This window comes from Ensifer sp. LC11, from assembly GCF_001695835.1.
Lineage (GTDB): Bacteria > Pseudomonadota > Alphaproteobacteria > Rhizobiales > Rhizobiaceae > Ensifer.
The window spans coordinates 113,513-140,000 of record NZ_MBSO01000003.1 but is presented as its reverse complement, the minus strand read 5'-3'; the positions used below and the strand labels follow the sequence as shown (position 1 = coordinate 140,000).

Sequence of the window (26,488 nt, the reverse complement as noted above, 5' to 3'; positions counted from 1 at the left end):
CGAAGGAGGAACGCCAGCAATGCGGCAAGCTCTCGAGAAGCTCTTGCACGACGGCAAGGACGACGCCCTGCTGCGCTTCACGCTTGCGAGCATCTGCCTGCAGGAGGCGGATTTCGAGACCGCGCTTTCCCATGTCGAGCACGCGATCGCCTTCAACCCCGACTACTCCGCCGCGTGGAAACTGCGTGGTGCCATCCTGCACAAGCTCAGCCGGTTCGAAGAGGCGCTCCAGGTCTGGCGCAAAGGTCTGGCGGTCGCAGAACGCAAGGGCGATCTGCAGGCGGCGCGCGAGATCGGCGTTTTCCTGAAGCGTCTCGAGCGGCAATGCATCGCCGCCAACCGGAACGAATAGCCGTCCGATCGCAAATGTGAACCGGGCCCGGCCGAAGCAGCCGAGCCCGGATGGGCCGCGATCCCGCAGCTCACTTGAAGACCGACGGCAACCAGAGCGACAGGGCCGGAATGTAGGTCACGGCCATCAGCACCGCGATGCTGGCGCCGAAGAACGGCCAGATGGTGCGCATCGCCTCGCGAATGGAAATCCCGCCGACGGCGCAGCCGACGAAGAGCACCGTTCCGACCGGCGGCGTGTTGAGGCCGATGCCGGCGTTCAGGATCATCACCACGCCGAAATGCACCGGGTCGATACCGAAAGCCTTGACGACAGGCAGAAGCACCGGCGTGCAGATGATCACCATCGGCGCCATGTCCATGAAGGTGCCGAGGATCAAGAGGATGACGTTGATGACGAGAAGCACGATGATCGGGTTCTCCGAGATCGCCCCGATCGCGCTGATCATCAGCGCCTGCACCTGCAGAAACGCCATCAGCCAGCCGAAGGACGCGGCCATGCCGATGACCAGGAGCACCATGGCGGTGGTGCGCACCGCCCCCATGACCGCCTTGACGAAGCCCGTCCAGTCGAGTTCGCGATAGACGAGCATGGCGACGAGAAAGGCATAGAGCACGGCAATGCACGAGCTTTCGGTGGCGGTGAACACGCCGGAGCGCACGCCGCCGAAGATGATGCCGATCAACACGATGCCGGGGAAGGATGCGAGCAGGTAGTAGAAGACCTTGGAAAAACCCGGAAACGGTTCGGCCGGATAGCCGCGGCGCCTGGCGACGATGTAGGCGGTGACCATCAGCGCCAGTGCCAGCAGCAGGCCGGGGATGATGCCGGCGGTGAAGAGATCGGCGACCGAGACGTTGCCGCCTGCGGCGATCGAATAGAGGATCATGTTGTGCGAGGGCGGGATCATCAGCGCGATGATTGCCGCATTGACCGTGACATTGACCGCATAGTCGCGGTCGTAGCCGCGCTTGGCCATCTGCGGGATCATCAGACCGCCGACCGCGGACGCATCGGCAACAGCCGAGCCGGAGATGCCGCCGAAGAGCGTCGAGGCAACGATGTTGACCTGGCCGAGCCCGCCGCGCAGATGCCCGACGAGACCGGCGGCAAAGCGGATCAGCCGGTTGGCAATGCCGCCGCGCACCATCAGGTCGCCGGCAAAGATGAAAAACGGGATCGCCATCATGGCAAAGACGTTCATGCCGGAATTCAGCTGCTGGAACACCACCACCGGCGGCAGGCCCAGATAAAGCACGGTGGCGAACGAGGCGATGCCGAGGCAAAACGCGATCGGCATGCCGATGAACATGAGCAGGGTGAAGACCCCGAAGAGAATAGTGTAAGCCATTCAGGCCATCTCCTGCACGGCGACATCGGCGGCAATCTCGACACCGAGAAGCTGGTCGATGAAACGCTCCGCAGCAAACAAGGCGATCATCGTGCCGCCGGCGATAAGCGGGAAAAAGTCGACGCCACCGGGCCATCCGAGAACCGGGATGGTTGCGGTCCAGGTGCCGGCCGAAAGGAGGATGCCGTAATAGGCCATCGCCAGGCCGAAGACGACAATCAGGCCGAGGCTCGCAAGGTCCATGGCAAGTTGCACCGCGGGCTTCATCACGTGTCTGACGACATCGAGGCCGAGATGCACGCTCTCGCGCACGCCGACGGCGGCGCCGAGCATGATGAACCAGGCCATCAGGTGAAGCGACAGGGGCTCAGACCAGCTCGGTGAATCGTTCAGAACGTAGCGGGCAAAGACCTGCCAGCCGACGATCAACGTCATGGCGACCATTCCGGTGCCGGCGATGTAGAGCGAAGCGCTGCTCAGCGCCCCGAGAAACGGGCGTATCGCCCGCATGAAACGACGCATTTGCCTTCCTCCTCCGCCAGGGCGATCCGGTGGACAGGTGAAGACCGGCTCCGATCCCGGAGCCGGTCTTCATCTGCGATCACTTGACTGCCTTCACCCGCTCGAGGAGGTCCCTCAGCTTCGGGTCGCTGACGAACTTGTCGTAGACCGGCCCCATGGCGGCGGCGAACTCGTCCTTGTTGACCTTGACGACGTTCGTGCCGGCGGCGCGGACCTTCTCTTCCGAGACCTTCTCGCGCGCGCTCCACAGTTCGCGCATCTTGCCGACAGAGTCCTTCGCCGCCTGGCGGATAAGGCCCTGGTCGTCGGCGGAAAGCTTGTCCCAGCTCACCTTGGAAATCACCAGGATCTCGGGGTTGAGGGAATGTTCGGTCAGCGAATAGTTCTTGGCCACTTCGAAGTGGCGGGCGGACTCGTAGGACGGCCAGTTGTTTTCGGCGCCGTCGACGACGCCTGTTTCAAGCGAGGAATAGACTTCGCCCATCGGCATCGGCGTCGGGTTGGCGCCAAAGGCCTGCATCATGGCAATCCAGAGATCCGACTGTTGCACCCGGATCTTCAGGCCCTTGAGGTCGGCCAGTTTCTCGATCGGCTTTTTGGTGGTGTAGAAGGAGCGCGCGCCGGAATCGTAAAAAGCAAGGCCGACCAGGCCGTGCGGCTCGAAGGCGGCCAGAACCTCGTCGCCGATCGGGCCGTCAACAGTCTTGTGCATGTGTTCGGTCGAGCGAAACAGAAACGGCATGCCAAGGACCATCGTTTCCTTGACGAGGTTGTTGAAGGGGGCCGCATTGACGCGGTTCATGTCGATGACGCCGAAGCGCGTCTGCTCGATCGTGTCCTTCTCGCCGCCGAGCACGCCATTGTTCATGACCTCGACTTTGATCCGGCCGTTGCTGCGCTCGGACAGCAGCTGCCCCATGTACTTGACCGCTTCGACCGTCGGATAGCCGTCCGGATGGATGTCTGCCGAACGCAGGGTGATTTCCTGCGCCTGCGCCGCTGTGCTGGCAAACGCCAGCCCCATTGCGACGCAAAGCATGCCTGCAATTTTCTTCATGGTTTCCTCCTCCTCTGATCGTGCTTCGGCCTCTCCCAAGGCCGCGTTCTGCCCCTCCGGGCCGGCATGCGAAATCCTTATGTCTGCAGGTCGGGCAGGAAGCCTTCCGGGCCCGTCGCAGTCAGATGTCACGCTGCAAAGGTCGGCAGCCTGAACAGATGTTCCGGGTTCTCAACGAGAGCGAGATGTCGTGCCCGGTCGTCCGCGAGCCAGTCGAGAACCAGCTCGGCTAGCCGCGCGTCATCGGGATAGTCTTCCGTCTTGCGGATCATGTTGTGCGGCCAGTTCGTGCCCCAGATGATGCGCTCCGGAGCATGTTCGGCGATCCTGCGGGAAACCGCGGCCACATCCGCATAGGGCCAGCCCTCGCGCGAACTCTCGTACACACCGGCGAACTTGAACCAGACATTGCCCCGGTCGATCAGCTTCAGGAACGCCCTGATCTCTGGCCCATCCGGATCGACGCCGGCAAGGAACTTTCCGTGGTGATCGAACACCCAACGCGACTGGATGCGCTCCAGGCGCGGCAGATGATCGAGAATCCTGTTGCCGTCGAACTGCACGGCGATCATCCAGTCGGCCGCTTGGGTACGCGCATCGACGGCTTCGAGCGCATCGAGCCCCACCGCGCCGCCCGGCAAATCCATGATACGTGCACCGACGGCACCTGCTGCGGAAAGACGCTGCATGTCCGCATCCGACGTCGTGTCATCGATAACGACGACGGCACGTGCCACATCGCCCATGTCAACGAGGCAGGCGAGCGTGTTGGCGTTGTCCTTCTGGTGCGCATTGCCCTGGGTGATGATCACCCTGTCGATACCGAGCCAGCCCATGACATGGCGATAGGCCCCTGCATCCGGCAGCGGATCGGCGGGCAGCGGCGGACCGCCGGCAAGCGCCGGAAATCCCGGCAGATACATGTGCATCTGCGCATCGACGGTGCCCTTCGGCAGGCGGGGCTCAGGCGGGCGACCGGAGAGGATGCGCTCGATCATCTCAGGCCTCGGGCATCTTGAACTGGGCGAGCGCGCCGCGATTGATCTCGATGCCGAGGCCGGGTGCGTCCGGAATGGCAACGACGCCGCTGACCGCCTCGATCGGCGTCTTCAGCACGGCCTGGCGGAACGGGTTCTCCGTCCGGTCAAACTCCATGATCGGCTCGACCGGATTGACCCGTACCGGATCCGGCGTCATCGCCGCCATGAACTGCAGCGCCGCAGCCAGATGCACGCCCGTGCCCCAGACATGCGGCACGATGCGAACGCCATGAAGCGTCGCGAGGCTGGCGATCTTCGCTATTTCGGAAAAGCCGCCGCAGCCGCAAAGATCCGGCTGCAGGATGTCGACGGCGCGGCTCTCGATCGCCCGCCACATGCCGTAGCGCGTATGCCAGGTCTCGCCACCGGCAACCGGGATTGGCTGCCCGGCGCGCACCTCGCGATAGGCCGAAAGCTGCTCCGGCACCACCGGTTCCTCGAACCAGTCGATATCATAGTCGGCGGCCGCCTTGCCGAGACGGATTGCCTCGGTGACGGTATAGCCATGGTTGGCATCGATCATCAGCCGCATCTCATCGCCGATCGCCTCGCGCACCGCGCGGATGACGCGCAGATCCTCGTCGATGCCGAAGCCGATCTTGATCTTGCAGGCGTGGAACCCTTGCGCGCGGCGTTCCGCCATCTCCAGTGCATTGTCGGTGACGCGGTCGACGCCGTCACGCTTGAAGCTGCCGGTCGCATAGGCACGCACACTGTCGCGCCAGCGGCCGCCGAGCAGCATCGAAACGGATGCGCCGTAGTGTTTGCCCTTGATGTCCCAGAGCGCAATGTCGATGCCGGAGAGAGCCGTAATCGCAAGGCCACGCTGTCCCTGGTCGCGAAGCGCGTTGTAAAGAACTGCCCAGAGCCTTTCGGTCTGGCGCGGATCCTGGCCGATCAGCCACGGAGAATAGGCCGCAACCACCGCCGCATTTGGCCGCGCCGGGCCGAGGCATTCACCCCAGCCGACGGTCCCGTCGTCGCACTCGATCTCCACCAGCACATGGGCGCGACGATCGAAACGCGCTGATGCGCTTTCGAAGGGCACGGCCAGCCGATGCTCGAGGAGATGGGTGCGCACGGCGATGATCTTCATGGCTCTCCTCCCTCCCCTCTTTTTACGCCTTGCGCTTGTGAGCGCCGATAAGCGCGTCAAGCATGCCGACTTCCTCGTCCGTCAGGTCCACAAGCGGGCTGCGCACGGGGCCGGCCTTAAATCCTTGCAGCCGCACGCCCGCCTTGATCGCCGAAACCGCATAACCCTTGGCCCGGTTGCGGATCGCCATGAAGGGATAGAAGAACTCCGTGAGGATGCGCTCGCAGGTGGCACGGTCGCCGCTGCGAAGGGCTGCATAGAATTCGTTGGCAAGGCCCGGCACGAAATTAAAGACGGCCGAGGAGTAGGTGGTGAACCCGGCACCGAGATAGGCTTCGGCGAAAAGCTCCGCGGTCGGCATGCCGCCAAGGTACATCAGCCGGTCACCCATCTTGGCCGTGACCTGACGCACCAGACCGATATCGCCGGTGCCATCCTTGAAGCCGATCAGGTTCGGGCATTCGTCGCAAAGCCTGGCAAGCGTATCGGGCTGCAACACCGAGTTGTCGCGGTTATAGACCATGACGCCGATGCCGACCGACTGGCAGATCCGCTTCACATGCGCGTAGAGGCCTTCCTGCGGCGCGTCGATCAGGTAGTGCGGCAGAAGCAGAATGCCGTCCGCACCCACCCGCTCGACCGAGCGGGCGATATCGATGGCGATCTCGGTGCCGTAACCGCAACCGGAGACGATCGCCGTATCCCCCGAAACCTCCTTGGCGGCCTTGACGATGCCCGGGATTTCATCGGGCTTTAGCGAAAAGAACTCGCCCGTCCCACCGGCCGCAAAGAGCACCGGCGCCTTGTAGCCGGCGAGCCACTCCACATGCGCCTTGTAGCTTTCCGGCGCAAAGCGGCCCTCCGCATCGAAGTGGGTGACCGGAAAGGAAAGCAGGCCCGATCCAAGCGCGGCCTTGATCTGCTCAGGCGTCATTTTGTGCGGGCCCTCCCTCAAACTCGACACGCCCAGCTAAGCAAGTCATCACACGCATGTCAATATGTCATAATACAAGTTATCATACGACTTTCGAAGTTACATGTCCGTACACCTGCGGGAGTGGACGCCCAAGCCCTGCCCACGGAACCGGATGAGCAAAGGGTGGCATATTTACGGACGCCCCACCCATATTGCGGAGAACACGTATTATATGTTAGCCGATATTGTATGATGTGATCGAACACATATCCGCGATGGCTCCGCCGCCGTGAAGGAGATAGGCAATGGAACGACTTCTGATCACCGGTGCGGCCGGCCAACTGGGCCGCGTCATGCGCAAAAAGCTCGCGCCATTGGCAAAGACGATCCGCGTTTCCGACCGTTCGCCACTCGACCCACCCGGCACGAACGAGGAGTGCATTCAATGCGATCTCGCTGACGTTCGAGCCGTCAACGAGCTGGTCGCTGGTTGCGACGCGATCCTGCATCTTGGAGGCATATCGGTCGAGCGGCCCTTCGCCGAAATCCTCGATGGCAACATCCTTGGCCTGTACAACCTCTACGAAGCGGCGCGCGCCAACGGTCAGCCCCGTATCCTGTTTGCCAGCACCAACCACACGATCGGCTACTATCCGCAAAACGAGCGGCTCGGCCCGAACAGCCCCTATCGGCCCGACGGGCTCTACGGCGTATCGAAATGCTTCGGCGAAGCGCTCGCCCGCATGTACTTCGAAAAGTTCGGCCAGGAGACGGCGCTGGTGCGCATCGGCTCCTGCATGCCCGAACCGGTCAACTACCGAATGCTCTCGACCTGGCTGTCCCACGATGATTTCGTTTCGCTCATCGATGCGGTCTTCCGCGTGCCGGTTCTGGGCTGTCCGGTCATCTGGGGCGCGTCCGCCAACGATGCCGGCTGGTGGGACAATTCGCACCTTGGTTGGCTCGGCTGGCGGCCGAAGGACAATGCCGAAGCCTTCCGCGCGAAGATTGTCGCCAACACGCCGAAACCTGATCCGAAGGATTCGCTGGTCCGCTTTCAGGGCGGTGCTTTCGTCGATGATCCGATTTTCAAGGACTGACGACATGTGTTCGGGGTCGCATATCGCCTCTCGCGGCCAAGGATTGCGCCACCGATCGGCAATGGCGTATCCAGAAGCTCGATTTCAGTTCCAGAAACGGCCATGCCAATGACCAACGCGCCAGCAACGGATAATCCCGCCCCGCAAGGCAAGACACTGGTCGCCAGGATGACGGATGCGCTCAGCGGCCAGATCACAGGCGGGCACTACAAGCCGGGCGACCGGCTGCCGTCGGAGGCGCAGCTCACCCGGGAATTCGGGGTCAGCCGCACCGTAGTGCGTGAAGCGATCGCGGCGCTGCGTTCCGGCGGGCTTGTCGAGGCGAGACACGGGATCGGCGTTTTCGTGCTGGAACCGACCCCGACCGTCCCGCTCCCGTTCCACGGCGTCGACCTTGCCCGTGTCTCCTCACTGATTGAAATGCTGGAACTGCGAACGGCAGTCGAAGGAGATGCAGCCGCGCTGGCCGCCCTTCGCCGCTCGCCGGCACAGGAAGAAACGATCGCCGAAGCCTTCGATAGCTTCTGTGCGAGCGCCGCCGAAGGGCGCCCGAGCGCAGAGGCCGACTTCAATTTTCACCTGGCGATAGCGCAGGCGACCAACAACCCGCGCTTCAGCGAGTTCCTGCAGATGCTCGGCCCTGCCCTCATCCCGCGTCGAGCGGTGTCAGAAACGGGAGAGGAGACCGTGCTGGCTGCCGCCGAACTGACCCGGCTGATATCGGAGCACGAGGCGATCTTCGTCGCTATTCAGGACGGAGACGAAGAGAAGGCGCGCATGGCCATGCGCCAGCATCTCAAGAACAGCCAGCTGCGCTACCGCTCGATGCTGCGCGCTGCCCGCTGACCGACCGATGTGGCGGCACACCTAAAGCGCCGTGCGTTCATGTGAACGCACCAAGGACGCTCTAGCACTTTGATTCTAGAGCATCTTTCCGCCTCACGTGAACCCACTTGAGAGCGAGATACTCTAGCGCCGCCCCGCAGGGGGTCAGTCTCTGCCGAGCCGGCGGATGTTGCTGGCAAGCTCGGTCGCAAGGCGCAATGCGGCCGCAGTTGCGCCGGCCATTTGCGGCATGATCAGCCATTCGAGCGTCCAGGCGGCACCCGAGCGCTCCTGTTCGTGCACCAGCGCCTGATGCATGCCAGAGAGCTGGGTGGCGTTGAACCTTGCCAGCGACACCAGCACCTCGGCGGCCACCGGGTTCTGCTTGTGCGGCATCGCCGAGGAACCGCCGCCGCCCGCCAGTTCGATCTCGTCGCCCTGCTGCGCCATCAGCGCAATATCCTGACCGAACTTACCGAGGCTGCCCGTCACCAGCGACAGCGCGTTGGCAAAGTCCGCCACTTCGGAGCGCTGGCTGTGCCATTGCGGAAAGTCGGCCAGGCCAAGCTCCTCGGCGAGTGTGGCGCGAACATCGTCGGCCCTCGCCTTGAGTTTTTCGAGCGTTCCGGCAGCCCCTCCGAACTGGACGGCAAAGAGATCGCGGTCCATCGCCTCGAGCCGGTCCTTGTGGTCGAGCAGCGGCTCGATCCAGCTGCGCAACCGATCAGAGACGGTAATAGGGATCGCCGCCTGCATGCGGGTGCGCGCCATCAGCGTTCGGTCACCCCATTCATTGTCGCACTCCTCCAGCACCGAAACGATGTTGCCGAGGCGAACGGCGAAAAGCTCCGCGACTGCCTTCATTCGCAGCATCAGGCTGGTGTCGACAACATCCTGGCTCGTGGCCCCATGGTGCACATGCTCGGCCGCTTCGCCGCCGACGGCTGCACGCAACTGCCGCACGAGCTCGGGGACGACCACCCCGTCCACGCCCATGGCGCGCTTCAACGCGATGACATCGGGCGAGAAGGCGCGACAGGCCTCCGTGATCCGGTCAGCAGCACGCGCCGGGATGATGCCGTGCACCGCTTCCGCCCGCGCAAGTGCCGCCTCGAAGGCAAGCATCGCATGGATATCGGCGGAGGCAGAAAACTCGGCGGCGACGGCTTCGTCGCCCAAGAGCCCGGAGAGATAGGGATGGTCAAAGGCGGAATAGGTCATGGTTGCCCCGCTTGTTGTCGCCGATGCCGGCTTTACCGAACGAAATGCCACCTGCTGCATCGGGGCCGCCAGACGGCGTCCCTCCATGTCCAGGCGTGACATTCCTGTTCAGATATCGAGGAAGACCGTTTCCTTCTCACCTTGCAGGTGAATGTCGAAAACATAATTAGGCGCAGCACCGGTCGCGACAAGCGTCGCGACACGATGGCGATGCTCTATTCGCGCCAGCAGCGGATCTGCGGCATTGGCTTCTGCTTCGTCCGGAAAATACATGCGTGTGTGAAGCCCGACATTGATGCCCCGCGCGACGATCCAGAAGGTGATATGCGGCGCCATCAGCCGGTCGCGGCTGTATGGGACGCGACCCGGCTTCACGGTCTCGAAGGTGAAGACGCCATCTTCGGCGCTGGTCGGACAACGCCCCCAACCGGAAAAGTTCGGATCCGCGGCGCCGCGGATCTCGGTCGGCGAGTTGTAAAGCCCGGCGGCATCGGCCTGCCAGATCTCGACGAGCGCGTCCTTGAGCGGCGCGCCCGCGCCGTCGATCACGCGGCCGGTGATGGTGATGCGTTCCCCGCGCGTCTGTTCGTTCACCATCCACGATCCGAGATCGGCTTCGTAGACACCGCCGATGCCGCAGAAATTCGGCGTCAGGCCGATATGAACGTAAGGGCCAGCGGTCTGCGATGGCGTTTCCTTGAGGTAATTGAGTTGCTGCACCATCAATTGCCCTCCAGACGGTTCTCGAACATGGTCGAACGGCGGCCACGCAGCACGATGTCGAACTTGTAGGCACGCGCATCGAACGGGATCGTGTTCACCCAGTCGAGCGGCGCGATCAGTTGCTCGATCGCCTGGTGATCCGGGATCGTGTTGACGATCGGACACTTCCAGATCATCGGATCACCCTCGAAATACATCTGCGTGATCAGCCGTTGCGCAAAGCCGTGGCCGAACACCGAAAAATGGATATGCGCCGGGCGCCAGTCGTTGACGCCGTTCGGCCAGGGATAGGGGCCGGGCTTGATCGTGCGGAAGGAATAAAAGCCCTCCTCATCGGTGATCGTGCGACCGCAGCCGCCGAAATTCGGATCGAGCGGCGCGAGATAGCTTTCCTTCTTGTGGCGGTAGCGGCCGCCGGCATTGGCCTGCCAGAATTCGAGCAGTGCGCCCGGCACCGCGCGGCCGCGCTCGTCGAGCACGCGCCCATGCACGATGATGCGCTCGCCGATGGCGCTCTCACCAACCTGAGCGAAATTATGGATCAGGTCGTTGTCGAGTTCTCCGATCAGCGAATGACCGAAGACAGGCCCGGTGATCTCGGAAATCGTGCCGTCGAGAGAAAGAAGCGCCTTCTGCGGCGAGCGCAGCACCGAAGTCTTGTAGCCCGGCGTCAGGGCGGGTGCGTGCCACCCTCGGTCGCGCGCGAAAAACGTTCCCGTTTCGGGCTTCCTGTTCGTTCTGTCGGACATCATCTTCTCCCGTCAGGCCGCCTTGCCGGCGTCGATCTCGGCAAAGACCTGCTTGGCGATCTTGATCGCGTGATTGGCCGCCGGCACGCCCGCGTAGATCGCCACGTGCAACAGCGCCTCGCAGACGTCGTCGCGGCTCGCGCCGGTATTGACGGTGGCACGCACATGCATGGCCACCTCGTCATCCTGGCCAAGAGCTGCAAGCAGGGCGATCGTTACGATCGAGCGCTCGCGCTTCGTCCAGGTTGGCCGCGACCACACGTGGCCCCAGGCAGCTTCGGTGATCAACTCCTGAAACGGCCGATCGAAATCGGTGGACGTCGATTGCGCGCGATCCACGTGATTGTCGCCGAGCACGGCACGGCGTGTCGCCATGCCCTGACGATAGCGGTCGGACGGCGCAGTAGCGTCACTCATGGGGCTTGTCTCCATGCATTGCGATTTCGAAGAAGGCCCGCAACACCGCGGTCAGCGCCTCCGGGTTTTCGACGCAGGGGATGTGACCCGCGTCGCGAATGACCTCGTAGCGGGCGCCGGGAATGAGGCGGGCGGTGGACAGCACCACGTCCGGCGGGGTCGAACCGTCCTGGTCGCCGACGACGCAGAGCGTAGGCACCGCGATGCGAGCCGCCGCTTCGGTATAATCTGCATCGCGGATGGCGGCGCAGGTGGCGATGTAGCCGGTCGCCGACTGACGAATGAGCATGTTGCGATATCCGGCAAGGGCCGTGTTTTCCGGCCGGCGGAAGGCGGGCGTGAACCAGCGCTCGAGTACGCCGTCGGCAATCCCCTCGATGCCATGCGCCTCAATGGCGGCGATCCGCGCCGCCCATAATTCTGCCGTGCCGATCTTGTGAGCCGTGTCGCACAGCACCAGCGCGCGCACGAGATCCGGGCGCCGCTGGTAGAGCGACTGGGCAATCAGGCCACCGACCGACAGGCCGCAGATGATTGCCTGCTTGACGGAAAGCATATCCAGCAAGCCGGCAAGGTCATTTGCATGATCCTCGATCGCATAGGGCGTCGACCCGATATCGGAGAGGCCGTGGCCGCGCTTGTCATAGAGGACGATTGCGTACTCGCCGGCAAGGCGCACGACCACGTCGCGCCAGATGCGAAAATCGGTACCGAGCGAGTTGGCAAAGACAAGCACCGGCCGGTCGCCGGTCGCGCCGATTACCTGATAGTGGATCGCAATGTCGTTGATGCGGGCAAATTGCACGGGCTCTCTCCTCCGTCCCCAAATTGGATATTTAATCTGGTTAGGTAAAATGATATTTCATGGCATTTCATTAACTCCGAGGTTATGAATTCCATGGTCGATGCCCGGGTCAAGTTTCGCCATCTGCAGACATTTGTCGAGGTCTCCAGGCAGAAGAGCGTGATGAAGGCGGCGGAGCTGCTGCATGTCAGCCAGCCGGCTGTGACCAAGACGATTCGCGAGCTCGAAGACGTGCTTGGCGTCGCGGTTTTTGAGCGCGACGGCCGCGGCATCAAGATTACCCGCTACGGCGAGGTGTTTCTGCGCCATGCCGGCGCGGCGCTCACCGCGCTCCGGCAGGGGCTTGATTCGGTCTCTCAGGAGCGCGCCGGCGACGGCGTGCCGGTGCGCGTGGGAGCGCTGCCAACGGTCTCGACACGGATCATGCCGCACGCCATGACGCTCTTCCTCAAGGAGGATACCGGCGCCCGCATCAAGATCGTCACCGGCGAAAACGCGGTTCTGCTCGAACAGCTGCGCGTCGGCGATCTGGATCTCGTGGTCGGGCGGCTTGCGGCACCCGAGAAGATGACCGGCTTTTCTTTCGAGCATCTCTACTCCGAGCAGGTCGTCTTTGCGGTGCGCGCGGGGCATCCGCTGCTTTCCGGCACCCAGTCCGCCTTCGCGCGGCTCGGCGAATTTCCGGTGCTGATGCCGACCCGCGCCTCGATCATCCGTCCCTTTGTCGAGAGGTTTCTGATCACCAACGGCATCGCCAGCCTGCCAAACCAGATCGAGACCGTGTCGGACGCCTTCGGCCGCGCTTTCGTGCGCGCGAGCGACGCGATCTGGATCATTTCGGCCGGCGTCGTCGCCAGCGACGTCGACGACGGAACGCTCGCCATCCTGCCCATCGATACCAGTGAAACGAAAGGACCGGTCGGCCTCACCGTGCGCGCCGATGCGGCGCCATCGGCGGCGCTTTCAATCCTGATGCAGACCATACGAGAGGCCGCCGCCGGCATCACCACGAAACTCTGACGCAGGCCTGCCGAAATTCGCGGCTTTACAACCGACGACCAGAGGCCGAAATTTGCGACCCCAACATGCTGGTGAGCCAATGCAGACCACGTCCGTGACTGTCGAGACTTTTTCCAAGAGACACGTTGCCGAGATGCTCGACTGGTTTGCTAGCCTCGAAGCCCTGGTGCAATGGGGCGGTCCGGGCCTTTCCTTTCCACTGGAAGCGACGGCGCTTGACACCATGCTTGCGGAGACGACCGGCGTCGAACCGACCCGCTGGATGTTTGCGGGCCTCATCGACGGCAAGCTCGCCGGCCACGCACAGGTGGCGCTCGACTGGCAGCATGGAGTTGGTCGCTTGAGCCGAGTCGCGGTCAATCCGCAGATGCGCGGTCGTCGCCTCGCCCGGCCGTTCCTTCGCGAGGTGGCAGACCGGTTTTTCGCCAACCCGGCCTTCGACCGGCTCGAACTCAACGTCTACACCTTCAACGAGGCGGCGATCCGCACCTATCTCAGCCTGGGCTTTCGCGAAGAGGGCGTGCGCCGGTCTTCGGTGAAGGTCGGCGACACCAGGTGGGACACGGCGATCTTCGGCCTGCTCAGAAACGAGTGGGTCTGACGGCAGCGCGCCGACCGGACGACCGGCACAGCGAGACGTGTTACACGTACATTCCTCAGAACGGCAGCCCGACGTAGTTCTCGGCAAGCACCGTTTCCGCGGCAACCGAGTGGGTCAGGTAGTCGAGCTCGGCTTCCTGGATGCGCTGGTCGAAATCACCGGTGTCCGGGAACCGGTGCAGCATGGTGGTCATCCACCAGGAGAAACGCACCGCCTTCCAGACCCGCGCCAAGGCGCGCGCCGAATAGGCATCAACGCCGGCATTCGAGCGATCCTGATAATGCTCGAGCAGTCCCTCAAAGAGATAGTGCACATCGCTGGCTGCGAGATTGAGCCCCTTCGCCCCCGTCGGAGGTACGATATGAGCGGCATCCCCGACAAGGAAGAGGCGGCCGAAGCGCATCGGTTCCGCGACGAAGGAGCGCAGCGGCGCGATCGACTTCTCAAAGGAGGGGCCGGTCACCATCGCCTCGGCATGGTGTTGGGGCAACCGCCGGCGCAACTCGTCCCAGAAGCGATCGTCTGACCATTCCTCGATCTTTTCACTGGCGGAGCACTGGATGTAGTAGCGGCTGCGGGTCGTCGAGCGCATCGAGCAAAGCGCGAAGCCACGGGGGTGGTTGGCATAGATCAGTTCGTGATCGACCGGCGGCACGTCGGCCAGGATGCCGAGCCAGCCGAAGGGATAGATCTTCTCGAAGGTGTGGAGCGCCTTCTCGGGCACAGACTTGCGACTGACGCCGTGAAAGCCGTCGCAACCGGCGATGAAGTCGCAATCGATGCGGTGGCCAACGCCGTTCTTCTGGTAGGTGACAAAGGGCTGCGGACCGTCGAAACCGTGCGGCTCGACATTGGCAGCGTCATAGATCGTGGTCGCACCGGAGCGCTCGCGATGCTCCATCAGGTCGCGCGTCAGCTCCGTCTGGCCATAGACCATGACGCGCTTGCCGCCGGTCAGATGCATAAGATCGATGCGATGGTCGCGGCCGTCGAAGGCAAGCGAGAAGCCGTCATGCGGCAGCCCTTCCGCATGCATCCGCGCTCCCGACTTGGCGCGATCCATCAAACCGACCGTGCCCTCCTCCAGCACACCGGCGCGTACGCGGCCAAGGATGTAGTCCTTGCTCACGCGGTCGAGAATGACGTTGTCGATCCCGGCCTCGGTCAGCAATTGCCCAAGCAGGAGCCCTGACGGGCCGGAACCGATGATGACGACCTTGGTGCGCATGCTCTCCTCCAGAATTGTCTTTTGACAAACTCTGCGCGCGACCGCCCTCGCCCTCAATGGACAAATCCGCCAAGAAATTGCACAAATCGAACATGCCGCATGGATGCACCACGTGAAGAAGACGGTACCGACCTACGAACTCTACGGCGAAAAGACCGGAGAGCGCCCAGATTTCTGGCTTCATTGCGAAACGATCCCGTCGCGAAGCAGCCTCTACCACTGGGAAATCGGGTTGCACCGGCACGAGAGCTTCTTTCAGATCTTGTACATTGCCGGCGGCTCCGGTGATGCCGTGTTTGCCGGGCAGGTGCACGCCATCGAGCCGCCGGCCGTCATCACGGTTCCACCGGCGCTCAGCCACGGTTTCCGTTTTTCCCGCGATATCGATGGTTTCGTCTTCACCATTCTGGCATCGCATCTCAAAGTGTCGCCCGGCCAGAAAAGTCGCCTTGGCGCCTGGCTGGCGGCACCGCACCTGACCCGTCTCGACGGCAGCGAGGACGCAAGCTACGTCGCAGCAACCCTTACGCGCCTTGCCGTGGAATGGGGGGCCAACCGCAGCAACCGCACCGATCTGCTCGACGCCTACCTAACTTCCGTCCTGACGCTGACGGCGCGCCTCGGCGAGACAGGCAAGGACCAGGTCGATGCCGCCGACAGCGAAAACGAACAGCGGGTCCAGCGTTTTCAGGCGCTGCTGCAGCAGCACCATCGGGCGCATTGGGCGGCCGCCGCCTATGCCCGCGAACTCGGGCTCTCCCCCACCCATCTCAACCGCATCCTGCGCGCTGTCACCGGCCAGAGCACCCAAGAGATGATCGCACGAAAACTGGTTGGTGAGGCCCGGCGTGAACTGCTCTTTACCCGCGCCAGTGTTCAGGAAATCAGCTTTCGCCTCGGCTTTGCCGATCCCGCCTATTTTTCCCGCTTCTTCCTGCGCCAGACCGGCATGACGCCACGCGCCTGGCGGCTTGCCGAGCGCACGCGGCTGGGTGCGTGAGACCCTACGCTCCGGTGCGGATCAGCCCGGCAGCCGGAACGAAATTGTATACAATCTAAAAGCTTTTGGCAGCGACTCAAAACAGGAGCAGAATCGGCAGCGAGTCCGAGGGGGACTCGGGAGGAAATTCGGAGGAAGACATGACAGTACGCGATCCGTCGCCCTCGTTGTACAACGAGGATCTGGCGCCTGCTGAAGAGCGCCGTTGGGGCGCCTTCAGCATCTTCAATGTGTGGACATCCGACGTGCATAGCCTGTGGGGCTACTATCTCGCAGCCAGTCTCTTCCTGCTTTGCGGCAGCTTCTTGAATTTCGTGATCGCAATCGGCATCGGGTCGCTGGTGATCTTTGTCTTGATGAGCCTCGTCGGCAATGCGGGCGTGCGCACCGGCGTGCCTTTCCCGGTCCTTGCCCGCGCCTCGTTCGGGACATTCGGCGCCAACGTGCCGGCACTGGTCCGCGCGGTCGTCGCCTGCTTCTGGTACGGCGCCCAGACGGCCGCCGCATCCGGCGCAATCGTCGCCCTCCTCATTCGCAACGAAAGCCTGCTCTCCTTCCATCAGAACAGCCACATGCTCGGCCACTCGACGCTTGAGGTCATCTGCTACGTCATCGTCTGGTCGCTGCAACTGCTCATCATCCAGCGCGGCATGGAAACCGTTCGCAAGTTTCAGGATTGGGCCGGCCCCGCCGTCTGGATCATGATGCTGATCCTCGCCGTCTATTTGATCGTCAAATCGGGCACCTTTTCCTTCGGCTCGGAGATCCCGCGCGACGTGCTGATCGAGAAAACCAAGGACGCCGGCGTGCCCTGGGAACCGGGCACCTTCCCCGCGCTTGCCGCGGTCGCCGCAACCTGGATCACCTACTTTGCCGCACTCTATCTGAACTTCTGCGACTTCTCGCGTTATGCGACCGACGAGAAAACCCTGCGCAAGGGCAATCTCTGGGGTCTGCCGATCAACCTGCTCGCCTTCTGCCTGGTTGCCGGCGTGACGACGACGGCTGCCTTTGCCGTCTATGGCGAGGTGCTGCTGCACCCGGATCAGATCTCGGCGAAGTTCGACAGCTGGTTCCTGGCCTTGCTTGCGGCGCTGACCTTTGCCGTCGCGACACTCGGCATCAACGTTGTGGCGAATTTCGTCTCGCCCGCCTTCGACTTTGCCAATGTCTTTCCCCGGCAGATCAACTTCAAGCGCGGTGGTTACATTGCAGCGCTGATTGCGCTCATCCTCTATCCGTTCGCACCGTGGGAGACGGGAGCGGCGCATTTCGTCAACTTCATCGGTTCAACGATGGGGCCGATCTTCGGGGTCATGATGGTCGACTACTACCTCATCCGCAGGGCCCAACTGAACGTTGAAGCGCTCTACCATGAGGACGGCGAGTTCCGTTTCCAGGGGGGATGGCATGGCAACGCCTTCATCGCCTTTGCCGTGGGTGCGCTGTTCTCGTCGATCCTGCCGACCTTTACCAACATCCTGCCCGCGTGGTGGGGAATTTATGGCTGGTTCTTCGGCGTCGCGATCGGCGGTGCCATCTACTACGTCTTAAGGATCGGCGCCCGCAAGCCTGCCTTTGCGGCCTAGACCGCCGTGCGTTGCAGACCCTAACCCGGCCCCACTCCATGCCCGGTCGCGAGGCCGGGCATGGGAACGGCAGACTATGTTGCGATATGCGCGTTGAAATAGATGGGGCCCGCTGGCTTACGCTCGAATGCGCCGTTGACGGCGAAGGTCGTCTCGATCAGGCCGCTATCGGCCAAACCGTCTGCCGCACCGGAAAACAACGTTTGGCCTTTGTCGAGCAGCACGATCCGATCGGCAATCGCCATCGCCTGATTGAGATCATGGATGGCAACGACGACCGTCACCTGCCGCTCACGACGCAATCGGCACAGCAATTCCAGAACCTCGACCTGATGGCCGATATCGAGGAAGGAGGTCGGCTCATCGAGAAGCAGGATATCGGCTTCCTGGGCAAGTGCCGCCGCAATCCAGGCCCTTTGGCGCTCGCCGCCGGAGAGCGCCCTGAGGTCACGATCGGACAGATCAGCAAGGTCAGTGCTTTCCAGCGCCCAGGCGACGGCCTCCCGGTCCCGCATCGAATAACCGCCGAGAAGGCCGGTATGGGCGAAGCGACCATGGCGAACCAATTGCTCGACGCTCATGCCGTCTGGCGAAAGCGGTGCCTGCGGCAAGAACGAAAGGCGGCGCGCAAGCTCTCGCCGCTTCCAGGCGCGGACAGGCCGCCGGTCGAGCACCACATCTCCCTTATCCGGAACGGTCAGGCCGGCGAGCGCACGCAGCGCGGTGCTTTTGCCAGAACCGTTCGGGCCGATCAGCGCAACAATCTCGCCGAGGCCGAGATCAAGCGCGAAGGCGTCCAGCGCACAGCGTCCTGCATAACGAACGGTCACGTCAACGGCTTTGAGATGCATCACGGCCTCATCGATAGCGGCGAAGGAGGAAGAGCAGGAATGGCGCGCCGGCAAAGGCGGTAACGACGCCGATAGGAATCTCCTCGGCACCGCCGAGCAGCCGACCAGCGAGATCCGCCCCCATCACCAATGTGGCACCGAGCAACGCCGTCAGCGGCAGGACCGCTGCAAAGTGGCGGCCTGCCAGGACTTTCGCAAGATGCGGCACGACCAGCCCGACAAAGATCAAGGGGCCGACGACGCCGACGGCACTGGCGGCCAGACCGCAGGCGACGACGAGCACCAGGGTGAAATTCAGCCGATAGTTCAGACCGAAGGACCGCGAGACGTCCTCCTCGAACCGCAAAAGTGCCAATGAGCGATGGAGAAACGGCAGCACGAGAAGGCCGGCAATCGTGAACGGCAAGAGAAACACCACATGCTCCCAGCCACGGGCATAAAGGCTGCCGGCAAGCCACTGCATGATGATCTCGAAGCGAGCGCTGCCCCAGCCGACGATGATGCCCATGGCCAGCGCATGCAGGAGTGCGCCAATCGCGATGCCGCACAGCGTCATGCGCAGGGCGCTGAGCCCTCTGCTCACGGCAAGCCCATAGATCAGCGCGCCGGCCACAAGGCCGCCAAGTGCGCCGACAAGCGGCAGCCACGCGACCGGCAACGCATAGAGCGTATTGGCATCCGCGTTCACGCCGTAGACCGCAAAAAAGAGGAACACGGTAATGGCGAGCGTTGCCCCTTGCGAGATGCCCATGACGGTCGGGTCCGCCAGCGGGTTGCGCGTGACCGTTTGCAGCAGAGCGCCCGCCACAGCAAAGTGGATGCCGGCGAGAATGCCGGTCAGGATGCGCGGGATGCGGATTGTGCCGATTATCAGCTGAGCGTTCTCCGAGCCGCCCCCCAGCAAGACGTCGACGACTTCCCCGACCGGCAGATCGGCAACACCCAACAGGATCGCCGCCAGCAACAGAAGCGGACATAGCGCAGCGAGCGGGATGAAGCTGCGAGACGCGGGCTTTTCAGCGCCGCCGAGGATCTCGGGTTTCATCGGCGTCCCCCACTCGCGCCGGACGAGAAGCCACGCTGCGTCAGATAGATGAAGACCGGCCCGCCGATCAGCGCCGTAAAGATACTGACCGGAATCTCCCTGGGGGCGGCAACCGAACGGGCAAGGGCGTCCGCCGTGACGAGAAGGCCGCCGCCGAGCGCTCCATTGAGAAGGATGGACCAGAGTGCACTTGCCGGGCGTAGGAGCCGCACGAGATGGGGCACGGCAAGCCCGACGAAGGCGACTGGTCCGGCAACCGGCGTCACGCCGGCAACGAGGCAGATGGCGGTGACGAGCAGCACGAGTTTCCAGAAGGCCGGATTGGCGCCCATGCCAGCGGCGACCTCATCACCAAGCGAGAGAAGCTCGATGATGCGATGGCAAAGAACGGCGGCGCCAAGGCCGACAAGCACCCACGGCAGCATGTAGCCGACCTGTGACCACGATCGTCCCTGAAAGCCGCCGGACAGCCAGAACAGGACCGAGGGCGACTGCGGGCCGCCACGAACCAGGACATAGGTGGTGATCGCGTTGAGAAACAGTGCAACCGTGATGCCGCCAAGCGCCAGATGCAGAGGCGAGGCCCGGCCGCCATGCGCCACCCAAAGGGTCAGTGCGGCGGCCAGCAACCCGCCGACCATGCCGATGGCGGGATAGAAAACGGACGAAACGGCCGGTAGGAAGACGAAGGTCGCGACGATGAAACTCACCGCCCCGGCGGTGACCCCGGTCAGGTCGGGTGCTGCGAGCGGGTTGCGCATGATAGATTGCAGCAGGAAGCCAGACACGGCGAGTGCGGCTCCGGCAAGATAGGCGGCGATGCTTCTCGGCATGCGCAGCGTCCAGACGATGATCGCGTCGGTGCCGCTGCCCGGCGAAGTGAGCGCGTTTAGCGCCTGCGGCAGCGTCATCGGCTTCGCGCCAACGATCAGCGCCGCAACGCTGACAGCCGCGGCGATCGCCAGCAACGCCAAGAACAGCCAGGCCGAACGCACATGCGCGTTCATGGCCGTTGCTCCGATACGCGACGAGCAATCACAAAACCGCCTGTTGCGCGATGGAAGGCGGCGATCAGGCCAATCGCGGCGGCGGCAAAGCCGGTGCCCATGCCGATCCAGACGCCTGTTGCGCCGGGCACGAGATGGAAGCCCATGAGCCAGGCGGCCGGCGCTCCAATCAACCAATAGCTTGCAAGCGTGATCCAGAAGCCGCTGGCGGCGCGGCCGACCCCACGAAGCGCCCCGATGCCGATGTTTTGCGCGAAATCCGGTAGTTGAACGAGGGCTGCCACGATCAGGAGGGTCTGGGCAGCACGGTATGTTGCCTCTCCGCGACCGCCAGGCGACAGCGAAAACAGGGCCAGAAGCGGTGCCGAGAACAGCAGGAACGCAAGTGCGAAGACAGCGGCGACGGCCATCCCCAGCAGCAGACCGGTTCGACCGACGCGACGCGCGCGCTCGTGGTCGCCACCGCCGACAGCTTCGCTCACGCCGACCGAAGTCGCATGCGAGAGCCCGATCGACAACATGAAGACGACATAGACCATCTGGTTGACGACGGCCTGGGCCGCAAGCGCCGCCGCACCCCAGACGCCAACCATCAAGGTGACGAGCGCGGTGAAGCCGGCTTCCGATCCATAGGAGCCCGCAGTCGGCAGTCCGGTCGCCAGGAGCCGGCGGATCGAAGCCAGCAGCTCTGCCATGGATGAAAGGCGAGAGAAGACCATCGTCCGATGGGTTATGCAGGCAATGGCAACGAACTGCGCAAGATAGGCGAGCGTGCTTGCGGCAGCCACCCCGGGGACGCCGAGCTGCGGCAAACCGAAAGCGCCGAACAGCAGGCCATAATCAAGTACGGCGTTGATGAGAATGGTTGCAAGCGTGATGGCAAGCAGGAAACCCGCCTTACGGCGGCCAACGACGACCCCGCGATAGGCGTAAAAGCCGAAGAGCGCGACAATGCCGGGCGCCAGGAATGTCAGATAGTCCCAAGCCAGTTCAGCGACATTCGCATCCTGGCCCAGCCACCGCAGGCCGGCACCGCCAAACACCATCAGCCCCATAGCGATCAGCCCGGCACCGGCAGACACGACCAGAGCCCCGAACAGGAGCGATATCGGAACCCTGTCACCCGGTTCCGCCGCCACGAGGTTGGAAGTGCCGACGATGAGGCCGAAGCCGATCGTGCGCAACAGATTGAAGACCGCAAGGCCAAGGGCGCCTGCGGCCAGCGCTTCGCCTCCGACCCAGCCGAGCATCAGCATGTCGGTGGTCGAAATGGCGACCTGCGCCAGTTGCACCAGCGCAAGCGGCGTTGCCAGCTCGACGATCCGGTATGCTTCGGAAGATGGGTGGTTCGATCGACGCATGATAGTCGCCGGCTCGCGGATTGGCGAACCGGCTCACCTGTTACTGAATGGATGCGGGGATGAGCTTGCGGGCTTCCGCCTTGACGTCGACGGTCGGAAAGACATCCGGGTAGAGAAGATGGGCCGCCTCGCGCAGAACCATCTCGCGGGCAATCGGACCATGCGCCTCGACCCAATGATCGCCGACATAGTGCACGCGGCCGTTCTTGACGGCGGACAGCTGCTGCCAGATTGGATTGTTCTCCTGCGGGCGATCCGGGCCGTAGTCGTAGACGAAAATCACTTCCGGATCCTTCTCCAGCATGGTTTCGAGGCTCATCTCCATGCCCCAGTTGCCGGGGACCGACGGCGTCGGGTTCTGCCCGGCGATGTTGTCGCCGCCGAGTGCAACGAGGATGGCAGCGGTCATGTTTTCCGAGCGGAAGACCCAGGGGATGTCACCACCCCACATGACGACGAAGCGCGGATGTTTGTCCTTCGGCGCCTTGGCGGCGAAGGTTTCGAGATCGCGCTTGAACCCAGCGTTGAGCTCCTGTCCGCGCTTCGGCTGGCCGAGGATCGTTGCCAGTTGGGCGATGGTACGATCGCTATCGGCGTAAAGCTCGAGATCATAAGCGAGATAGGGCGCGACATTTTCGTATTGAGGCGCGTTGCCTTCGGTGTAGCGGCGGATCGCAACCGTCAAATCAGGCTTTGCCTCGGCGAGCAGCTCGATGTTGGGTGTGGCACGCTGGCCGATCTGCTTGACGTCGTCGAGATAGCCGCCGAGGAAATCCGGATGGCGCCCTTCGACCATGTAGGTCGTCGCAATCGGCCTGATTCCAAGCGCGAGGGCCACATCGGCGGCGAAGTAGGAGACCGACGCCACCTTCTGTGCCTTCGCCGGGATGCTGACCGCAACACCGCGATCGTCGATCACGTTGAAGGTCATGCCATCTTCGGCGTGCGCAGCAGTCAGCTGTCCGAGCGCACATCCGGCGAGGATGACAGCGCCGACCATCCGGGCGCGCGCAGTTGCGAAAAATGGGCTGGGCATGGGGGCTCCTTTGAGCGTGACGGGGCTGGATGTTCTGGATGGCGAAGCCTTGGACGAGCGGCCGGAGGGATCCCGGTGGGCCAAGGTCGGCTTGCATGCGCCGGACGCATGCGGGCAACCGGCAACGTAGCCCTCCGCCCCTTCGGGTGCCGGGCCGTGAATGCTTGCGATCGACACCAACAAATCCCTCCCCAGCCGGTCATTTCGCCTTCCATTACGGAGGATTGTTGATATTTATGGTCAAGTTATTTGCAAGCGAAAGGTTCTCATGCCGGCATGAAAAAATCGCAAGCCAAACGGTTCAAGCTTCCGCCACTGAGCGTCCTGCCAGCCTTTTCAGCCGCCGCCCGCACCGGCAGCCTGACGCTCGCAGCAACGGAGATGCACCTGACGCCGGGGGCGGTCAGCCGCCAGATCAAGACGCTCGAGGACGCACTTGGAACGGCGCTTTTTCACCGTACCCACAACGCCATTACGCTCACGGCCGCCGGGCGGCAATTCCTCACGCATGTGAATGGTGCACTCGCCACGCTTGAAACCGGTACACGCGCCGTCGCGCCCGAGCGCTCCCGCCTTGTCATCCAGGCACCGATCACCATGGCGCGGCGATGGTTGATCCCGCGGATCGGATCCTACCGGCAGGAGCACCCGAGCGAAGACCTTGTCATCCAGTCGCTGGCGTTAGGCACCGGCGAGACCGCGAACGTCAGGATCACCTATCGCAGGGGCGTCGATGCCGACGATTTTGCTTCAGCCTTTCTCATCGACAGGACGCTTGCAGTCTGCTCACCGCGCTTCTTTTCGCGATCGCAGAGGGAGCTCGATGCGTGCGAGGTCCTGGCGCTGCCGATCCTTCTCGATACGGCGGATGCCTGGTCGTGGTGCCGTTGGTGCGAGACAGGCGGTATCAGCTTTGAGCCGAAAGGCGGCAGCATCGCCTTCGATACCGACGAAGCGGCAATTGACGCCTGCATCTCCGGCCTCGGCATCGCCCAGGCAAACCCAGCCTTCATCGAAAGGGAATTGCGAAGCGGTCAGTTGATTGCGCTTTGTTCCTCGATTTCGCCCACCGTCGGCGCCTATGAGATCGGTAAACGCGGGCCGACGAGCGCTCCGGAGAGTTTTTCGACCTGGCTTTCCCAATGGGGACAGGCCGACGCGTAAAGGTCGCCCGAAGCGCGCCGAAATCACGAGCTTCCCTTTGAGCGACCAAGGATCTCGCGGATCCCCTTCTTGGTGAAGGGTTGTGCCAGTTGCCCCACGAACCCCTTCGCTATCTCGCCCTTGATGCCGATATCCGTAGAGGAAGGGCGATTGGGATTGTAGTAGGTGCCGAACACCAGATCCCAGACCACGACATTCTCGCCGTAATTCATGTTGCCTTCCCGAAGATCCTTCGAATGATGCCAGCGGTGGAGCCTCGGCGTGCTGAAGACGAAGTCGAAGAGGCCGGTGCGCATATCGACATTGCAATGGGTGAGGATGCCCATGAAGGCAGTGACCGCCCCAAGCCACCAGAAAACCTCCAGCGGTGCGCCAAGGCAATAGAGCGGAATCTGGCTCATCACGATCTTGAACAGGGAATCGGCAACGTGGAAGCGGCCGGTGTTGATGACCCAGAGCCGGACGACACTGTGGTGCAGCGCATGAAAGCGCCAGAAGAACAGCTTTTCATGGGCGATGCGGTGCGACCAGTACAGGCCGAATTCGGCAATCACCACCGCCAGCGCGACCTGCACCGTCATCGGCCATTCCGAAGGCCAGAGACCGAACTTCAAGGCGGCGAGCGGCTGCAGAATGTTGGCGGCGTACATGGGGAAAACCGCAGCGATGAGGCCCGCCAATTGCAGCAATCCCTTTGTCGCAAGGGTATGCCCGATATCGTTCGCGGTCTCGCCGTCGGATAGAAGCCAGCTTCTCTCGTAGGGAATGTAGCGCTCAAGGACAAACAGCACGAACACGGCCGCAGCATAGACGGCCGCGAAGACGCTCATCGGATGCCCGCTCGCAAACGCGAAAGAAGAGCCCAGAAGCCCGGAGAAAAACACAAGCGGCCAGGACAGGTAGCGAAGCATCTGCTTCAGCAGGCTTCCGTTCCTCGACATGGCGCTTCTGTGCTCAAATACCATCAACGACGCTCCATCCACTCCAGCAATTCTCGGCACGTTCGGGCGCGTCCATCGCTGACCCGCCCATCGGAGCAGGCATCCAGGCGATAGCCTTGCTCGGCCCATTCGTCCCATCTGCCGTGCCGGTACATGTGCCGGATCTCGGCACATGTACGCGGCGTTCCTTCACTTATCCGCCCATCACGACAGGGATCGTACAGTGGCTGCACGCTCCGCTGCGGTGTGTCCGCAATCCACAATCCTTGCTCATCGGCATCACCCGGAGCCACACCAAACAGCAACAGCCACATCGGCAAAACAGCCAGTCTCATCGACAACGTCCTTGTTTGAAACGTTGCGACGACTTTTGCGAAAGATGGGTTGCACAAGCATTGCAGGAGACCGGAGGATGCAATCAGACAGGCGCAGATGCAACCACCCATTGATCATGGCGCCGAAGGCACGCGCTATGCCGATGTCAGAGGCCTGATGATCGGTGAAATGGTTCGGCTTGCCTTGCGAATGGTGGTCGATACACGCAGCGAAGAGGCCCTTTCACCCGTGATGCGCTTGATGCTGGAAAGCACATTCGCCCGAACGGTCGACATCATCGCCGATACGCTTCACGCGTAACACGACGGACCATCCATTCAGTCCGCTGTCGCGCTCTTTGGCGTTACCAGTTGGCGGGCCTGCAATCGTTGCTGGCGCCACCGGAGCATTGACCTGGACGCACACGTACCGCTCGGCGGAGAAACAGCGGTCAGTCGCCCGAATAGCGCTCTTCGCGCCAGGGATCACCGCGCATGTGGTAACCGTTCCGCTCCCAGAAACCGCGCATGTCGCCAACGCGAAAATCGATGCGCGTCAACCACTTGGCGCTCTTCCAGAGATAAAGGTGCGGAACGACGAGGCGCATCGGACCGCCGTGAGTGCGACTGATCGGCTGCCCTTCCCAGTCGGTCGCCAGGATCGCATCCTCGGAGGCGAAATCAGCAAGCGGCATATTGGTGCTATAGCCGTCATAGCTTGTCAGCATCACATGGCTCGCCTCAGGCTTCGGCATCACTTGATCGAGCAGGTCGCGGGTCGCGACCCCCTGCCAGCGGTTGTCGTAGCGCGACCATGTGGTGACGCAATGCATGTCGGAAAGACGGTCGCTTTGCGGCAGCGCCTTAAAGGCCGTCCAGTCGAGCGACAAGGGATGCTCAATGTGGCCGGTGATATCGAGCCGCCAAGTCTCCGTACGGACCACCGGCTGCTGGCCGAGGTCGAGCACCGGCCAGTCCTTGACCAGATGCTGTCCGGGCGGCAGGCGTTCTTCTTCGGGCCGGGTTATCTTCCCCGTGAGAAACTTGCCGTCAGCGGCCCAGCGCCGCTTCGTCGTCGTCAGCTTGATTTCCGGCGGATGCGTGTCGTCGGTCATGATGCTCTACTCCCCAGCCCGAATTCACTCGCCAAGCGAAAA

The 26,488-nt window shown here is 62.8% G+C and carries 28 protein-coding genes; 9 read left to right on the top strand and 19 right to left on the bottom strand.

From position 1 onward, the window contains the following. Positions 1 to 19: 19 nt before the first annotated feature. Complete coding sequence (locus BBX50_RS02490; RefSeq protein WP_065773735.1) at positions 20 to 352, top strand: tetratricopeptide repeat protein; 333 nt, start codon at positions 20 to 22, stop codon at positions 350 to 352. Between the two features lie 70 nt (positions 353 to 422). On the opposite strand, the gene BBX50_RS02485 is transcribed toward BBX50_RS02490, so the two are convergent. The 6 genes from BBX50_RS02485 to kdgD all read right to left on the bottom strand — a co-directional run bounded on the left by BBX50_RS02485 (position 423) and on the right by kdgD (position 6,352). Further along, positions 423 to 1,703 carry a TRAP transporter large permease gene (locus BBX50_RS02485; RefSeq protein ID WP_065773734.1) on the bottom strand — a complete coding sequence of 427 codons (1,281 nt, stop codon included), beginning with the start codon at positions 1,701 to 1,703 and terminating at the stop codon, positions 423 to 425. Then, entirely contained in the window at positions 1,704 to 2,225 is a 522-nt protein-coding gene (locus BBX50_RS02480) for a TRAP transporter small permease (RefSeq protein ID WP_065773733.1), read from the bottom strand. It abuts the gene before it with no gap. Between the two features lie 79 nt (positions 2,226 to 2,304). After that, positions 2,305 to 3,282, bottom strand: coding sequence for a TRAP transporter substrate-binding protein (locus BBX50_RS02475; RefSeq protein WP_065773732.1), 978 nt, complete (start codon positions 3,280 to 3,282; stop codon positions 2,305 to 2,307). 128 nt (positions 3,283 to 3,410) lie between these two features. Further along, on the bottom strand, positions 3,411 to 4,280 hold the full coding sequence (locus BBX50_RS02470) for an amidohydrolase family protein (protein ID WP_244513259.1): 870 nt from the start codon (positions 4,278 to 4,280) through the stop codon (positions 3,411 to 3,413). Between the two features lies 1 nt (position 4,281). Further along, positions 4,282 to 5,418, bottom strand: coding sequence for a mandelate racemase/muconate lactonizing enzyme family protein (locus BBX50_RS02465; protein ID WP_065773731.1), 1,137 nt, complete (start codon positions 5,416 to 5,418; stop codon positions 4,282 to 4,284). Positions 5,419 to 5,440: 22 nt separating this feature from the next. After that, positions 5,441 to 6,352, bottom strand: coding sequence for a 5-dehydro-4-deoxyglucarate dehydratase (kdgD, locus tag BBX50_RS02460; protein WP_065773730.1), 912 nt, complete (start codon positions 6,350 to 6,352; stop codon positions 5,441 to 5,443). A 287-nt stretch (positions 6,353 to 6,639) separates the two neighbouring features. On the opposite strand from kdgD, the gene BBX50_RS02455 reads away from it, so the two are divergent. After that, on the top strand, positions 6,640 to 7,434 hold the full coding sequence (locus tag BBX50_RS02455) for an NAD(P)-dependent oxidoreductase (protein ID WP_065773729.1): 795 nt from the start codon (positions 6,640 to 6,642) through the stop codon (positions 7,432 to 7,434). Between the two features lie 108 nt (positions 7,435 to 7,542). Continuing rightward, positions 7,543 to 8,280: a FadR/GntR family transcriptional regulator gene (locus tag BBX50_RS02450; protein ID WP_065773728.1), complete on the top strand. Its 738-nt coding sequence runs from the start codon at positions 7,543 to 7,545 to the stop codon at positions 8,278 to 8,280. 144 nt (positions 8,281 to 8,424) lie between these two features. Here the strand turns inward: BBX50_RS02450 and BBX50_RS02445 are convergent, their stop codons facing one another. From BBX50_RS02445 to pcaD, 5 genes are all read right to left on the bottom strand, one after another. Then, positions 8,425 to 9,480, bottom strand: coding sequence for a 3-carboxy-cis,cis-muconate cycloisomerase (locus tag BBX50_RS02445; RefSeq protein ID WP_065773796.1), 1,056 nt, complete (start codon positions 9,478 to 9,480; stop codon positions 8,425 to 8,427). A 108-nt stretch (positions 9,481 to 9,588) separates the two neighbouring features. Next, positions 9,589 to 10,203: a protocatechuate 3,4-dioxygenase subunit alpha gene (gene pcaG, locus BBX50_RS02440; protein WP_065773727.1), complete on the bottom strand. Its 615-nt coding sequence runs from the start codon at positions 10,201 to 10,203 to the stop codon at positions 9,589 to 9,591. Then, positions 10,203 to 10,952, bottom strand: a complete 750-nt coding sequence (gene pcaH / locus BBX50_RS02435; RefSeq protein WP_065773726.1) for a protocatechuate 3,4-dioxygenase subunit beta — start codon at positions 10,950 to 10,952, stop codon at positions 10,203 to 10,205. Before pcaH ends, pcaG begins: the two co-directional genes overlap by 1 nt. A 12-nt stretch (positions 10,953 to 10,964) precedes the next feature. Continuing rightward, positions 10,965 to 11,369 (bottom strand): 4-carboxymuconolactone decarboxylase, encoded by a 405-nt coding sequence (gene pcaC, locus BBX50_RS02430; RefSeq protein WP_065773725.1) that lies wholly within the window; start codon positions 11,367 to 11,369, stop codon positions 10,965 to 10,967. Continuing rightward, positions 11,362 to 12,174, bottom strand: a complete 813-nt coding sequence (gene pcaD / locus BBX50_RS02425) for a 3-oxoadipate enol-lactonase (RefSeq protein ID WP_065773724.1) — start codon at positions 12,172 to 12,174, stop codon at positions 11,362 to 11,364. Before pcaD ends, pcaC begins: the two co-directional genes overlap by 8 nt. Positions 12,175 to 12,267: 93 nt before the next feature. Here pcaD and pcaQ point away from each other — a divergent pair, with 93 nt between their 5' ends. Both pcaQ and BBX50_RS02415 read left to right on the top strand, forming a co-directional pair. Beyond that, complete coding sequence (pcaQ, locus tag BBX50_RS02420; protein WP_065773795.1) at positions 12,268 to 13,194, top strand: pca operon transcription factor PcaQ; 927 nt, start codon at positions 12,268 to 12,270, stop codon at positions 13,192 to 13,194. Between the two features lie 79 nt (positions 13,195 to 13,273). Then, positions 13,274 to 13,795 (top strand): GNAT family protein, encoded by a 522-nt coding sequence (locus BBX50_RS02415; RefSeq protein WP_139108412.1) that lies wholly within the window; start codon positions 13,274 to 13,276, stop codon positions 13,793 to 13,795. 55 nt (positions 13,796 to 13,850) lie between these two features. On the opposite strand, the gene pobA is transcribed toward BBX50_RS02415, so the two are convergent. After that, a complete protein-coding gene (gene pobA / locus BBX50_RS02410; RefSeq protein WP_065773723.1) occupies positions 13,851 to 15,023 on the bottom strand; it encodes a 4-hydroxybenzoate 3-monooxygenase in 1,173 nt (390 codons plus the stop codon). Positions 15,024 to 15,135: 112 nt separating this feature from the next. Here pobA and BBX50_RS02405 point away from each other — a divergent pair, with 112 nt between their 5' ends. Beyond that, complete coding sequence (locus BBX50_RS02405; RefSeq protein ID WP_065773722.1) at positions 15,136 to 16,023, top strand: helix-turn-helix domain-containing protein; 888 nt, start codon at positions 15,136 to 15,138, stop codon at positions 16,021 to 16,023. A gap of 140 nt (positions 16,024 to 16,163) precedes the next feature. Then, the gene (locus BBX50_RS02400) at positions 16,164 to 17,612 is read left to right on the top strand and encodes an NCS1 family nucleobase:cation symporter-1 (RefSeq protein ID WP_065773721.1); all 1,449 of its coding nucleotides are present in this window, start codon (positions 16,164 to 16,166) and stop codon (positions 17,610 to 17,612) included. Between the two features lie 74 nt (positions 17,613 to 17,686). On the opposite strand, the gene BBX50_RS02395 is transcribed toward BBX50_RS02400, so the two are convergent. The 5 genes from BBX50_RS02395 to BBX50_RS02375 are packed head-to-tail and all read right to left on the bottom strand — an operon-like array spanning position 17,687 to position 22,876. Continuing rightward, entirely contained in the window at positions 17,687 to 18,463 is a 777-nt protein-coding gene (locus tag BBX50_RS02395; RefSeq protein ID WP_065773720.1) for an ABC transporter ATP-binding protein, read from the bottom strand. A 7-nt stretch (positions 18,464 to 18,470) separates the two neighbouring features. Then, entirely contained in the window at positions 18,471 to 19,508 is a 1,038-nt protein-coding gene (locus BBX50_RS02390) for an iron ABC transporter permease (RefSeq protein ID WP_065773719.1), read from the bottom strand. Continuing rightward, positions 19,505 to 20,515, bottom strand: coding sequence for an iron ABC transporter permease (locus tag BBX50_RS02385; RefSeq protein ID WP_065773718.1), 1,011 nt, complete (start codon positions 20,513 to 20,515; stop codon positions 19,505 to 19,507). The genes BBX50_RS02390 and BBX50_RS02385 overlap by 4 nt, the downstream gene beginning before the upstream one ends. Beyond that, on the bottom strand, positions 20,512 to 21,876 hold the full coding sequence (locus tag BBX50_RS02380; protein WP_065773717.1) for an MATE family efflux transporter: 1,365 nt from the start codon (positions 21,874 to 21,876) through the stop codon (positions 20,512 to 20,514). Before BBX50_RS02380 ends, BBX50_RS02385 begins: the two co-directional genes overlap by 4 nt. A 40-nt stretch (positions 21,877 to 21,916) precedes the next feature. After that, positions 21,917 to 22,876 (bottom strand): ABC transporter substrate-binding protein, encoded by a 960-nt coding sequence (locus BBX50_RS02375; RefSeq protein ID WP_083213511.1) that lies wholly within the window; start codon positions 22,874 to 22,876, stop codon positions 21,917 to 21,919. Positions 22,877 to 23,188: 312 nt separating this feature from the next. Between BBX50_RS02375 and BBX50_RS02370 the strand changes: the two genes are divergently transcribed. Next, positions 23,189 to 24,076, top strand: a complete 888-nt coding sequence (locus BBX50_RS02370) for a LysR family transcriptional regulator (RefSeq protein WP_065773715.1) — start codon at positions 23,189 to 23,191, stop codon at positions 24,074 to 24,076. 23 nt (positions 24,077 to 24,099) lie between these two features. Here the strand turns inward: BBX50_RS02370 and BBX50_RS02365 are convergent, their stop codons facing one another. Beyond that, entirely contained in the window at positions 24,100 to 25,017 is a 918-nt protein-coding gene (locus BBX50_RS02365) for a sterol desaturase family protein (protein ID WP_065773714.1), read from the bottom strand. A 432-nt stretch (positions 25,018 to 25,449) separates the two neighbouring features. Here BBX50_RS02365 and BBX50_RS02360 point away from each other — a divergent pair, with 432 nt between their 5' ends. Then, positions 25,450 to 25,653: a hypothetical protein gene (locus BBX50_RS02360; protein ID WP_065773713.1), complete on the top strand. Its 204-nt coding sequence runs from the start codon at positions 25,450 to 25,452 to the stop codon at positions 25,651 to 25,653. A 130-nt stretch (positions 25,654 to 25,783) separates the two neighbouring features. Here BBX50_RS02360 and BBX50_RS02355 read toward each other — a convergent pair whose 3' ends face one another. Beyond that, positions 25,784 to 26,446, bottom strand: coding sequence for a sulfite oxidase-like oxidoreductase (locus BBX50_RS02355; RefSeq protein ID WP_065773712.1), 663 nt, complete (start codon positions 26,444 to 26,446; stop codon positions 25,784 to 25,786). Between the last annotated feature and the right edge of the window lie 42 nt (positions 26,447 to 26,488).